This is a genomic window from Streptococcus sp. NLN64 (assembly GCF_015831295.1).
In the GTDB taxonomy this organism is placed as follows: Bacteria; Bacillota; Bacilli; order Lactobacillales; family Streptococcaceae; genus Streptococcus.
This window is the reverse complement of sequence record NZ_JADXDQ010000003.1, coordinates 52,175-64,538: the sequence shown is the minus strand read 5'-3', so window position 1 is coordinate 64,538 and position 12,364 is coordinate 52,175. Positions and strand designations below refer to the sequence as shown.

The window sequence follows — 12,364 nt, the reverse complement described above, 5'->3', positions numbered from 1 at the left end:
TTTCCCAAAGAGGAAGTAAGATGAAGGCTGTTATCGCTTGTGCTCATAAGATACTAAGAATTGTCTACAAACTTTTGAAAACACATCAAACTTATGAAGCAGCAAGAGCATTAGGGATGCGGCAACATCCTTAAGACATTTTTAAATATGTTCACCTTAAGTATAACACAGATAGTGTTTTTTTGCGCTTTTTTACTGTGTTATTTTCAAATAAAAAACCCAGCCTGTCATGGTACGACGAGCTGAGTTTTGAGGGATGCACATGTTATCCAAGGTTAATAGCATTGGGAAATTTAGATGATTTCTGCCTGTGTTTTTTATTAGGGAAGTAAGTTATAAGGAAACACAGGTAGAGAGGCGGGATAACATGTAACACCAGGTTAGCTATTATTGAAAGTAACGCTTGTTCATTGGAATCATTCCCTTCAATAAGCTATATTCAGTATACTATATTTTTCAAAAACCTACAATGATTTTAGGGGTGAATTTTTTAATCAAAGAATTGATAATAATCTTGAAGGCTTAGTTGAGCCTTTTCTTCTTGATTGAGGTCTTTGATGATGCATCCGTTTTCAAGGATGAGCAGTCGGTTACCGTAGTGGAAAGCATCTTCCATACTATGTGTAATCATAAGGCTAGTCAGATGCATTTCCTCCACAAATTGTTGGGTCAATTTCATCAAGTCCTTACTGGTCTTAGGATCCAGGGCAGCGGTATGCTCGTCCAGCAAAAGGAGGTCCGGTTTTTTCAAGGTAGCCATTAGCAGGCTGAGGGCCTGCCGTTGGCCGCCAGATAAGCTCTGGACTTCGGTGTCCAGGTGTTGGTCCAGACCGTTGGGAATTTTTTTCAGCAACTCCTTGAAATAATTCAATTTTTCCTTGAGTTTCCGAGGGCTGAGGTTACGGTTTTCCCCTCGGTAGTAAGCAATCAACATGTTTTCAGCCAGGGTCATCCGCGGCGCTGTCCCCATTTTGGGATCTTGAAAGACCCGAGAAATGTATTGGGCCCGTTTAGCGGGACTCCAGTTGGTGACATCTGTATCGTGGATGAGAATTTTTCCACTGGTCAGGGGCAGAGTTCCTGCGATAACATTGAAGAGGGTTGATTTTCCAGCACCATTTCCCCCTAAAACTGTTATGAAATCTCCTTCATAGATGCTTAAAGAGACCTGGTCGAGGATGACGCGCTCCTCTTCCAGTCCATTTTGAATGACCTTAGTGGCATCCTGTAGTTCAATAATTTTTTTCATGCGTTCAATCGAACTCCTTTCAAAATGGATTTTCGAAGTTGAGGGACAATAAGGCAGAAAGCCAAAATAAGGGCATTGTAAAGGCGAAGATAGTTGGTGTTAAAGCCAAGCGCTAGTACCACCCAAATGAGGATTTGGTAAATAACAGCCCCCAGACCAATCGAAAGGAGGCGTTCCGGGAGGGTCACATTCTTAAAGAGGACTTCTCCGATAATAATGCTCGCCAAACCAATTACGATGATCCCGATTCCACGAGAAATATCTGCATACCCTTCCTGTTGCGCAACCAAGGCTCCTGCAAGACCAATCATGGCATTGGAAAGAATCAAGCCCATGACCTCCATCCGAGGTGTCTCAATCCCAAAACTCTGGGCCATGTCGGGATTATCTCCCGTAGCAATAAAAGCCTGACCTAGGCGGGTATTGAGAAAATAAATGATGGCAGCTAAGAGCAGACTGAAAACCACAAGTCCCAGTACCACATTATTGATTCGATCTGTAAAGGGGAGCCAGGACTGAAGTAGGGACTGATTGAGCAGGCCTAGATTAGAACGCCCCATGACCATGAGCATGATGGAGTGACAGGAGGTCATGACTAAAATTCCTGCCAAAATAATGGGAATCCGCCCCTTGGTATAGAGCATACCTGTGATAAAGCCAGCCAAAGCTCCAGCTCCGGCAGCGGCTAGAGTGGCCAATAAAGGATTAACCCCCGCAGTGATCAGACTGACTGCGACCGCTCCTCCTAGTGGAAAGCTTCCCTCCGTTGTCATATCCGGGAATTTGAGAATCCGAAATGTGAGGTAGAGGCCCATTCCTAAAACGGCCCATAACAAGCCTTGTGAGATAACAGATAGAATCATAGACTCCAACCTTTCTTTTTTAATCTGCTTCCATTGTACCAAAAAGTATACAGCGAGAGTGGACGGTCTGTCTAATACTCATTAAATTTCAAAATCTGACCTTGTCAAGCCTGACGATGAACTTATTGATTGCGTGCTTTGAACAATCTACACCGGCTTTCCTAGCCATCTCTTTAAAAGATTCGAGACTTCCGATTTTGAAGGAAGTTAAGTATAAATCATCTACTTTTACGGATTGGGCAAGGAATGGAATAGAAAAAAAGGGCAAAATATAGTATAATGGGGAGGTTCATCACAGGGTGAAATAACTACAATTTATGAAAAATCTATTTAAAGGAGGATTTATGTCAGATATTAAAATTACGGCTCTTGGCGGAGTTCGTGAGAACGGAAAAAACTTTTATTGGGCAGAAATTGATGAAGCCATTTTCATTTTAGATGCCGGCCTTAAATATCCAGAGAATGAGCAGCTTGGAGTGGATGTGGTCATTCCCAACCTAGATTATTTAATTGATAACAGCGATCGGATTGCTGGGGTCTTCCTAACCCACGGACACGCCGATGCCATTGGGGCTCTTCCCTACCTCTTAGCGGAAGTTCAGGTTCCTGTTTTTGGATCCGAGTTGACTATCGAATTGGCCAAGCTTTTTGTCAAGCGCAACGACCGAGTGAAGAAATTCAATGATTACCATGTCATTGATGAAGATACCGAGATTGATTTTGGGCAGGCGACAGTGTCCTTCTTCCGGACCACACACTCCATTCCTGAGAGCTTAGGAATTGTCTTGAAGACGGACCAAGGTCAGATTGTTTATACTGGTGACTTTAAATTTGATCAAGCCGCTAGCCCAGCCTATGCTACTGATTTTGGTCGTTTGGCGGAAATTGGCAAAGAAGGGGTTTTGGCTCTCTTAAGTGATTCCGCTAACGCGGATTCCAGTATCCAAGTGGCTAGTTACAGTGAGGTGGGCGAGGAAATTTCACAAACCATCGCGGATTGGGAGGGTCGGATTATTGTCGCAGCTGTTGCCAGCAACCTTTCCCGCATCCAGCAGGTGTTCGATGCCGCTGTTGAAACGGACCGCAAGGTGGTCTTGACTGGTTTTGACATTGAAAACATTGTCCGGACAGCTATCCGCTTGAAAAAATTGACCTTAGAAGACGACAAGGTTTTGGTTAAGCCTAAGGATATGGGTCAGTATGCTCCAGAAGAATTGATTATTCTGGAGACAGGACGGATGGGAGAGCCCATCAATGGACTTCAGAAAATGGCTCAGGGACGACACCGTTATGTTGAGATTACAGATGGCGATTTGGTCTATATTGTAACCACTCCTTCTGTGGCCAAGGAAGCAGTTGTAGCCCGTGTTGAGAATATGATTTACCAAGCGGGTGGTGTGGTTCGTTTGATTACCCAGAACTTGCGCGTGTCTGGTCATGGGAATTCTCGCGACCTACAACTCATGCTTAGCCTTTTGAAACCCCGCTACCTCTTCCCTGTTCAAGGAGAATACCGCGATTTGGTTGCCCACGCCAAAGCAGCCATGGAGTTGGGAATGTCCTCCAATCATATTTTCCTTATGAAAAAAGGGGATCAATTGGAATGGGACGGACAAGACTTTGTCTTTGCAGGATCTGTTCCAGCTGCAGATATCTTGATTGATGGAAACGCCATTGGGGATGTTGGCAATGTGGTTCTTCGGGATCGCAAGGTCTTGTCAGAAGATGGCATCTTTATTGTTGCCATTACTGTAAACCGCAAGCAGAAGAAGATTGTGGCAAAGGCCAAGGTTCATACACGAGGCTTTGTCTATGTCAAGAAGAGTCGGGATATCTTGCGTGAGTCAGCAGAATTGGTCAATCAAACGGTTGAAGAATATTTGAACCAACCAAACTTTGATTGGGCTGAACTAAAAGGAGCGGTTCGGGATAATCTATCCAAGTACCTCTTTGAACAAAGCAAGCGTCGTCCAGCGGTCTTGCCTGTTGTGATGGAAGTGAAATAGGAGAACATACGTGGCACTATTGCATTTTCAATATAAATCTGAAGTCTTGTCTATGAGCGTGGCAGTCAATTTGCTTTATCCAGACACTGCTTTGTATAACACTGAGATAGAGGACATTCCAGCCCTCTATCTTTTACATGGAATGAGTGGTGACGAGAACACTTGGCTGCGCCGAACTAGTATTGAGCGCTATGTCCGGAATACCAATTTAATTGTAGTCTTTCCGGATACCCATGATGGTTGGTACACCAACACCCCCTATGGCTATGACTATTTTGACGCCATCGCACTTGAATTGCCACAAGTCCTAGCCAACCTCATTCCGAAAATGACTCGCAAGCGGGAGAAAACTTTTGTTGCAGGTTTGTCTATGGGGGGCTATGGAGCTATGAAACTGGCTTTGCAGACCAATCGTTTTTCCTATGCGGCCAGTCTATCAGGAGCTTTAGATTTTCAAGATCTTGAGTCCCTAGTAGACGACTTCAGGGGGAGGACCTACTGGCAAGGAGTGTTTGGTCAGCAGGTTTTTGACAAGGAGAACCCTGCCAACCTCCTGACCTGGTTAGAAGAAGCCGACCGCAAAACCAAGCTCTTTATCTGGTGTGGCGAACAGGATTTTCTCTTCCCTGCTAACCAACGAACCAAGCAAATCCTTGAGAAGGCTGGATTTGATCTAAGGTATAGCTCTAGCCCTGGAAAACACGAATGGTACTACTGGGATCAACAAATTCAAGAAGTCTTGAAATGGTTGCCAATCGATTATCAAGAAGAAGAGCGGTTGAGTTAAGATAACTTTTAGCCTCCTGGTTTATACTAGAACGTCAAGGGGGTGGAAATTTGTTTCTTATACGTTTTATTTGGAGATTCATCTCCACAATCTTCCACTTGATTTTTTCTTTGGTGAAGATGGTTGTTTGGACCATTAGTCTGGTTCTCATTCTTCTCTTTGTGGGACAATGGGTTACAGGTGGACAGTTACCTGTTTCGAGTTATGTGACAGAGCTGCCCCAACGATTTTTGAACAATCCAACTCAAATTCCTACGGATTTGACAACATCCAATTCGGATGAGCGTCATCGTTGGGATCAAAATCAGGCCTTGGTCTATATTTCCACAGAAGATAGCACCATGGTGTCTGCCTATCGCGATGCCATGCGCCAATGGAACCAAACGGGAGTCTTTCAATTTATTGAGACGGACGATGCTAGTCTGGCTCAAATCGAAGCGGGTGTTTATAACGATTCCCAGGTTTCAGCAGCAGGAGAAACGGAATCTCAAACCAATGTCCTGACCAATCGTTTGAACAAGGCCAAGGTGGGACTCAATGCTCATTACCTCTCCAATCCTTATTATGGATATAGTTATGAACGGGTGGTTAATACAGCTGCCCATGAATTAGGGCACGCCATTGGCTTGGACCATACTGACGAAGAATCCGTCATGCAACCAGCCGGTTCCTTCTATTCCATTCAAGACAGGGACATTGAGGTGGTTCGCCAGCTTTATCAAGATTAAAGAAAGACACATTGACCTGGGAAAAGCTCCCAGGTTTTTTGGCTTTTTTGCTATAATGGTTTTATGATTATTATGCAAGCGAGTAAGGTGGAACGTTCCTTTGCGGGAGATGTTCTCTTTCAAAATATTACTTTTCAGATTGGTGATCGTGACCGGATTGCCCTTGTGGGCCGTAATGGTGCCGGTAAGTCCACCTTGTTAAAAATTTTAGTAGGGGTGGAGGAAGCGACCTCGGGTGAGATTAGTCGCAAAAAGGACTTGTCCCTATCCTACCTGTCTCAGTCATCTTCCTTGGATTCCAACTTGTCTATTTACGAGGAAATGCTCAAGGTTTTTGAAGACCTACGACAGGATGAGCAAACGCTGCGAGAACTGGAAGCAGAGATGGGGCAGGTGACAGGAGCGGAGCTAACTTCGTTAATGAGCCGCTATGAACAGTTGTCTGAGAATTTTCGGCAGGCTGGTGGTTTTCAGTATGAGGCCAAGATTCGCGCCATCCTGAATGGTTTTCAATTTGATGAGAGCATGTGGTCCATGCCTATTTCGGATTTATCGGGTGGACAGAAGACACGTTTAGCTTTGGCGAAAATGCTTTTGGAAGAGCCGCAGCTCTTGGTCTTGGACGAACCAACCAACCACTTAGACATTGAGACCATTGCCTGGCTGGAAAATTACTTGACCAATTACCAAGGGGCTCTCTTGATTGTCAGTCATGACCGCTATTTCTTGGATAAGGTGGCGAATATCACTTGGGATTTGCGCCCAAATTCCTTAGATCGTTATGTGGGAAATTACACTAAGTTTGTACAAGAAAAAGCCCAAAGGTTGGAATCTCAACGCAAGGAATACGAGAAGCAGCAGAAGGAAATTGCTGCTCTGGAAGACTTTGTAGCCAAAAATCTGGTGCGAGCTTCGACTACCAAACGGGCCCAGTCTCGTCGGAAAAAATTAGAAAAAATGGATCGGCTGGAAAAACCAGGAGGTCAGGAAAAAGCTGCTCATATCGCCTTTCCAATTGAACGTCCATCCGGGAATGTGGTCTTGACACTGGAAGAAGCGGCCATTGGTTATGAGGGTCAAGTGCTGTCCCAGCCAATTTCACTGGATTTACGGAAATACACAGCGGTCGCTGTTGTTGGTCCCAATGGAGTTGGGAAGACGACCCTCTTAAAATCCCTAAAAGGAGATTTGCCATTTATTCAGGGACAAGCACGCCTGGGGACGAATGTTGATTTTGGTTACTACGATCAGAATCAGGAGACCTTAAGTACCCGCAATACTGTTTTAGAGGAACTTTGGAATGATTTTCCGCAGAGTCCTGAGCTGGAGATTCGCAACCGTCTTGGTTCCTTCCTCTTTTCCGGTGATGATGTTCAAAAAACGGTAGGCATGCTTTCAGGTGGAGAACGCTCACGTCTGCTGTTGGCTAAACTCTCCATGGAAAAAAATAATTTCCTAGTCCTGGATGAACCGACCAACCATTTGGACATCGAGAGCAAAGAAGCTTTAGAACAGGCATTGATTGATTTTGAGGGAACCTTGCTCTTCGTGAGTCATGACCGTTACTTCATCAATCGCATTGCTGACCAAGTGCTGGAGTTAAGTCCGGAAGGTTCCCGACTTTTCCTTGGAGATTATGATTACTATCTTGAAAAGAAAAAGGAATTGGAGGAGCTAGCACAAGAAGCGGAGCCGGAATTTGTTGAGGCTAAGGAGGCCAACAATCTCTCCTATGAGGAGCAAAAAGAGAGTCAAAAGGAGATTCGCCGACGCCAGCGGCGCATTGAAGAATTGGAGCGGCGAATGGAAGAGCTGAGCCGTATCCAAGCGGAGATTCAAGCAAGCATGCTGGAGAGCAATGACCCGGACCAGCTCATTCAATTGCAGGCCGAATTAGAACAAGCCCAGGCCGAGGAAGAAGCGGCATTGGAAGAGTGGGCAGAGTTGGGAGAATAAAATGTCAACATCAGAATAGAGCTGATGAATCTATACTCGAAACAGTTCGAAATTTGAAACGGATTGTACTCCAGGAATTGGATTACAATTTATAGGTAATGAAGAGAGTGAGACAGAACGATTTTTACAAATTGGGAAATAAAATCGTTCGTTACAAGTCTTTGTTTCAAGTTGTAAACTGAAACGGTTTCTCCCCAAACCGACCTCGCTCTTTTATTGTTAGGCTCGGGTTCAAACAGTCTCTTCCCAGACTGTTTGAATCCCACCTCCGGTCTAAAGGCATGTTGAATACCTTTAGAGTTTCTAAATGAAATGAACGAAGTTCATGTCAATGTTGATTCGGTTACTTTCGGAGGTCAAAGAGTCAGGAATTGACTCTTTGAGTATCTGGATAAGAGAACATGAAATATTCTCTCAATAAAAGCGAACAATTGGTATTTGCTTCGCTCTCCTATCTGCTACCTCAAACAGCCTTTTAGCTGTTTGACCAATCAACCACCGCGTCAAAGTGAATTCACTAAGTAAAATAGGAAGGTTGAGACTTTTGTCCCAACCTCCATCAATCCGATGAAGATCATTCAATAGGTCTGGGAGACCTGTTGAATATGATCAATAAGGTGTGCAAGGTCTGCGATCAATCAGTTCGGCGAAGAGGCTTGACAAAGTCGGATTTTAGTATAAAGATAAGAAATAAGCCAGTCAATGCGACTGGCTTATTTCTTATCTTCGATTTTTGGAGTTTCTTCTCTGTTTTTCTTCATTTCTTTGGCCGTTTTTTTACTTGGGCGGCTATAAAGCAGGGTGACGAGAGCACCGAGGATGAAGGAGAAGAGGATCACCAAAATCAAGGGGAGTTGGACTTTCGTGATGAGGAAGGAAACTTCCACCTCTTGAATATTACTGATGGAGAGCAGGGCAATCAAGAGGACGGAAAGTAGGGATAGATAGTAACGAAATTTCTGATTCATAAAATCTCCTAGTTGCTAAATTCAGCTTTGGATTTGGTATCGCTGAATTCTTGCGAGACTTCAAGGCCGAGAATGTCTTCAAAGTCGGCCAGTTGAATGTCGGGGTATTTCTGTTTGAGGGCCGTTGTAATCATACGATAAGCTAGATTAGCATTCCGAGAGAGGATAGGGCCATGGAAATAAGAACCGTAGACATTTCGATAGTGGACGCCTTCGCCTTCCTTGGTTTCATTATTGCCATTTCCATAAATGACCTTGCCTAGTGGCTTTTCATCATCTGCCAAGAAGGTTCGTCCCTGATGGTTTTCAAATCCGTAATAGGTTTCATTAAATTCCTCGTTATGGATTTTGATATCTCCGATAAAGCGATTGTTTTCTTGGTTCAAAGTATAATGGCCCATAACTCCGATCCCTTCGATCCGCCGCCCAGAGGCTTCAATGTAATATTGGCCGAGGAGTTGGAAACCGCCACAGATAGCTAAGACCACTCCGTCTTTGTCGTGGATGAAACGGTCAATACCATCTCTCTTGAGGGGGAGATCCTTGGATACAATCGCTTGTTCATAGTCCTGACCGCCTCCAAAGAAGACGATATCGTAGTCTTCAGGATTAAAGGGATCATCCAATGAAACAATTTCTACGGTTGCGGCAGCACCTAATTTTTCTGCCACATACTTAAGCATGAGAACATTGCCGTTATCCCCATAGGTATTCATCAAGTCTCCATAGAGGTGAGCGATGCGAATTTGGTAGGGATAGTCTTGGGGATTGGCACTTTGCAAAGAAACATAGGTCATTAGTTCATCTCCTTGGAAACAAGATGTTGGCTAGCCAAAAGTTCACGCATTTCTAGCATAGCGGTATAGGTTGCAAGAATATAGGCGCGTGGGGCTTCTTGTTGTTTGATAGCTTCTACTAAATCTTTGAGTTGGTCTAGCTCTGTCATCTGACTTTCAGGATAGCCAGCAACCCGAATACGGCGGCTAATCTCAGCGTGGCGGACACCACCCGTGAAGACATGTGGAACATCCATCTCTTGAATCCGTTCGAACTCGGCATCCCAGATCCAGCTAGTATCAATGCCATCAGCGTAGTTGGCATTGAGTAGGAAGGACATGGTGAAGGGCCCCGGTGCTAATTGAATCATTTCCAGAGCTTGTGTCGCACCAACAGGGTTTTTAATCAGCACAAGCGTACATTCCTTGTCCCCAATCTTAAAGGTTTCCTGCCGGCCAAAAACAGCTTTACTCTTGTCGAAACCTGCACGAATGGTGTCTGCAGGAATTTTGTAAAACTCCGCAACGGCTACGGCAGCTAAGGCATTATAAATATTGTAGAGACCACCAATGTTGATGCTGTACTCCTGGTCATCAATTTTAAAGCGGGAAGATTTCTCGCTTAGCTCCACCAACTCTGTCAAACGATAGTCTAAAGGCTTACGCGCAAAGGAACAGTTGGGACAGAAATAGTTACCCAAGTTGGCGTAGGTAATCATCTTGTACTGTAAGATGTGCTGACACTTGGGACAGAGAATTCCTTCCGTATTGTAGTGAGCCAGATGAGCCTCTTCTTCCAAGTGGTCAAAACCAAAAGAGAGAATCGGGTTTGGCAAGTCCACAGATTGAAAAATAGGGCTATCTCCGTTGACTAAGACAGTAGCCTCAGGCGCTTTTTTGATACCATCTAAAATGAATTGGTAAGTGGTGTAGATTTCTCCAAACCGGTCCATCTGATCTCGAAAAATATTACTGAGGACAAACAGGGTCGGTTGGATATAATCACAGATTTTCGGAACACTGGCTTCATCAACTTCCAAAACAGCAATTTTCTTTCCATTTTTCTTAGGACTTTTGAGGAAAGTTGTGGTAATCCCGGTAATCATATTGGCTCCACTGGTGTTGGTCAGCACTTGGCCAAAGGCTTCTGATAGGATTCCAACAATCAGCGAAGTGGTTAGTGTTTTTCCGTTGGTTCCGGTTACCAAGACAATCTCATAGTCCTTGGCTAGTTGGTCCAAAATATGGGGATCAAATTTAAGGGCAAGTTTTCCTGGCAGAGTGGAACCCCGACCAAGCATTTTTAAGGCAGTCGCACTCGTTTTTCCTGCTGCCATTCCAAGTAGTGTATTTAGTTTCATGAGATTATTTTATCATAAAAATCAGGAGATGAAGCGGCTTGCGGTCTTGGTTCGCATGGCAAATCATGGTATAATTGTAAAGTTAATGTCGATCGATGAAAGGGAATGGAGGCTCAGGGCATGAATTTTAGGTATTTGGTAGATCCCCAATATTGGCAAAGCTTTTTCTCCAGCCCGTGGACCATTTTTGTACAACTTCTGGATATTGCTCTGGTGGCAGTGGCTCTCTATTTTGCCATTAAAGCTTTAGCAGGAACCAAAATCATGACCTTGGTTCGGGGGGTGCTTCTCTTTGTGGCCTTGCAGGTCCTAGCCAATTTGGTTGGTTTGACAACAGTTGCTTGGTTGATGAATCAGGTCGTCACTTATGGAGTTATTGCTGCTGTCGTTATTTTTGTTCCTGAAATCCGGACAGGTTTGGAACGTCTAGGGCGCACCTTGGATTTATTCAACATGCGGACCCATACATCGGAGGAAAAAGCGATTGATGCCTTGATGAAGGCGGTAACCTATATGTGCCCTCGGAAGATTGGGGCTTTAATTGCCCTAGAAGGGGCTCAAACCCTACAGGCTTACACGGCAACCGGAATTCCATTGGGGTCGGAAATCAGTGGGGAGCTCCTGATTAACATCTTTATCCCCAATACCCCTTTGCATGATGGAGCCGTTATTATCTCGGAAAATAAAATTGCAGCGGCTTCTGCCTATTTACCTTTGTCCGAATCAGGCAAAATTCCAAAGAACTTTGGAACCCGACATCGGGCAGCCGTGGGGCTTTCAGAGGTAAGCGACGCCTTAACAGTGATTGTATCGGAAGAAACGGGGGAAATTTCTTATACACGGAATGGAACCTTGGTTCATGATGTTAGTCCAGCAGAATTACGAGCGGTCCTGGAAGATTTTTACACTGTAGAGGAAGAAGGGAAGGATGGCCTGTCACAATGGTTAGGGAGGAAAAAAAGATGAAGCTTAATCGATCTTTCTTATATGCCTTACTTGCGACGTTCTTGTCATTGATTCTCTTTTTTTACGCGTCGTCCAGTCAGTATCAGACCCAGGCTAAAACCAGCGGAGATATTGCGACAGAGACCTATACCAATACCATCAAAGGGGTGCCCTTGGTCCTTCGCTATGACTCGGACAAGTACTTTGTATCTGGCTTTGCATCTGAGGTTACAGTGGACTTATCGTCCTCTAACCGGGTGCTCTTATCGACAGAAACACAAGAATCCTCGCGGACCTTCCGGGTAGTGGCTGATCTAACCAATGAGTCGCCTGGTTTGGTTGAAGTCCCTGTTACGATTGAGCACCTGACCAGTGGAGTGACTGCAAAGGTTGAACCAGAATCCATCAGCGGGACTATCGGTTTAAAAAAATCCAAGACTTTTAAGGTGGATTTAGCTAGCTTCTTAAGTCAAATTCCAGGTGGTGCTAGCTTGATGGTTGCAGATGATGACAAAGAAGTATCTGTGACAAGTAATGAAGAGCTATTAGCTCAAATTTCCGCTGTTCAAATGGTATTACCAGAAGACTGGGATCAAACCAAGAACTATAATGGTGAAGTGAGTTTACAAGCGGTAGATGCCAATGGGGAAGTTGTCCCAAGTGTGATTGAGCCAGAGACAATTTCCATTCGCATTCAATTAAAAACTGAGGAGAAAAAATAAATC

The 12,364-nt window shown here is 44.5% G+C and carries 11 protein-coding genes; 6 read left to right on the top strand and 5 right to left on the bottom strand.

Features of this window, described 5'->3' with window-relative positions; all coding sequences use genetic code 11:
• Positions 1-490: 490 nt before the first annotated feature.
• Complete coding sequence (locus I2503_RS01175; RefSeq protein WP_196966777.1) at positions 491-1,249, bottom strand: ATP-binding cassette domain-containing protein; 759 nt, start codon at positions 1,247-1,249, stop codon at positions 491-493.
• Complete coding sequence (locus I2503_RS01170; RefSeq protein WP_196966776.1) at positions 1,246-2,112, bottom strand: ABC transporter permease; 867 nt, start codon at positions 2,110-2,112, stop codon at positions 1,246-1,248. Before I2503_RS01170 ends, I2503_RS01175 begins: the two co-directional genes overlap by 4 nt.
• 344 nt (positions 2,113-2,456) lie before the next feature.
• Between I2503_RS01170 and I2503_RS01165 the strand changes: the two genes are divergently transcribed.
• From I2503_RS01165 to I2503_RS01150, 4 genes are all read left to right on the top strand, one after another.
• On the top strand, positions 2,457-4,118 hold the full coding sequence (locus I2503_RS01165) for a ribonuclease J (protein ID WP_196966775.1): 1,662 nt from the start codon (positions 2,457-2,459) through the stop codon (positions 4,116-4,118).
• A gap of 10 nt (positions 4,119-4,128) precedes the next feature.
• Positions 4,129-4,905 (top strand): alpha/beta hydrolase family protein, encoded by a 777-nt coding sequence (locus I2503_RS01160; RefSeq protein WP_196966774.1) that lies wholly within the window; start codon positions 4,129-4,131, stop codon positions 4,903-4,905.
• 50 nt (positions 4,906-4,955) lie between these two features.
• The gene (locus I2503_RS01155; RefSeq protein WP_247644654.1) at positions 4,956-5,633 is read left to right on the top strand and encodes a matrixin family metalloprotease; all 678 of its coding nucleotides are present in this window, start codon (positions 4,956-4,958) and stop codon (positions 5,631-5,633) included.
• Positions 5,634-5,696: 63 nt separating this feature from the next.
• Entirely contained in the window at positions 5,697-7,589 is a 1,893-nt protein-coding gene (locus tag I2503_RS01150) for an ABC-F family ATP-binding cassette domain-containing protein (RefSeq protein WP_196966773.1), read from the top strand.
• A 713-nt stretch (positions 7,590-8,302) separates the two neighbouring features.
• Here I2503_RS01150 and I2503_RS01145 read toward each other — a convergent pair.
• From I2503_RS01145 to I2503_RS01135, 3 genes are read right to left on the bottom strand one after another with little or no spacing between them, the layout of a single operon-like run.
• Positions 8,303-8,557: a LapA family protein gene (locus tag I2503_RS01145; RefSeq protein ID WP_196966772.1), complete on the bottom strand. Its 255-nt coding sequence runs from the start codon at positions 8,555-8,557 to the stop codon at positions 8,303-8,305.
• A gap of 8 nt (positions 8,558-8,565) precedes the next feature.
• A complete protein-coding gene (gene gatD, locus I2503_RS01140) occupies positions 8,566-9,354 on the bottom strand; it encodes a lipid II isoglutaminyl synthase subunit GatD (RefSeq protein ID WP_196966771.1) in 789 nt (262 codons plus the stop codon).
• Positions 9,354-10,694 carry a Mur ligase family protein gene (locus tag I2503_RS01135; RefSeq protein WP_196966770.1) on the bottom strand — a complete coding sequence of 447 codons (1,341 nt, stop codon included), beginning with the start codon at positions 10,692-10,694 and terminating at the stop codon, positions 9,354-9,356. Before I2503_RS01135 ends, gatD begins: the two co-directional genes overlap by 1 nt.
• A gap of 120 nt (positions 10,695-10,814) precedes the next feature.
• Here I2503_RS01135 and cdaA point away from each other — a divergent pair, with 120 nt between their 5' ends.
• Positions 10,815-11,660, top strand: a complete 846-nt coding sequence (gene cdaA, locus I2503_RS01130) for a diadenylate cyclase CdaA (protein ID WP_196091236.1) — start codon at positions 10,815-10,817, stop codon at positions 11,658-11,660.
• A complete protein-coding gene (locus tag I2503_RS01125; protein WP_196966769.1) occupies positions 11,657-12,361 on the top strand; it encodes a CdaR family protein in 705 nt (234 codons plus the stop codon). The genes cdaA and I2503_RS01125 overlap by 4 nt, the downstream gene beginning before the upstream one ends.
• Positions 12,362-12,364: the final 3 nt, after the last annotated feature.

Coding starts and splice junctions, on each gene's coding strand:
- gatD (WP_196966771.1), bottom strand. CDS start 9,354: ATGACCTATGTTTCTTTGCAAAGTGCCAATCCCCAAGACTATCCCTAC.
- I2503_RS01125 (WP_196966769.1), top strand. CDS start 11,657: ATGAAGCTTAATCGATCTTTCTTATATGCCTTACTTGCGACGTTCTTG.
- cdaA (WP_196091236.1), top strand. CDS start 10,815: ATGAATTTTAGGTATTTGGTAGATCCCCAATATTGGCAAAGCTTTTTC.
- I2503_RS01165 (WP_196966775.1), top strand. CDS start 2,457: ATGTCAGATATTAAAATTACGGCTCTTGGCGGAGTTCGTGAGAACGGA.
- I2503_RS01170 (WP_196966776.1), bottom strand. CDS start 2,112: ATGATTCTATCTGTTATCTCACAAGGCTTGTTATGGGCCGTTTTAGGA.
- I2503_RS01135 (WP_196966770.1), bottom strand. CDS start 10,694: ATGAAACTAAATACACTACTTGGAATGGCAGCAGGAAAAACGAGTGCG.
- I2503_RS01145 (WP_196966772.1), bottom strand. CDS start 8,557: ATGAATCAGAAATTTCGTTACTATCTATCCCTACTTTCCGTCCTCTTG.
- I2503_RS01150 (WP_196966773.1), top strand. CDS start 5,697: ATGATTATTATGCAAGCGAGTAAGGTGGAACGTTCCTTTGCGGGAGAT.
- I2503_RS01175 (WP_196966777.1), bottom strand. CDS start 1,249: ATGAAAAAAATTATTGAACTACAGGATGCCACTAAGGTCATTCAAAAT.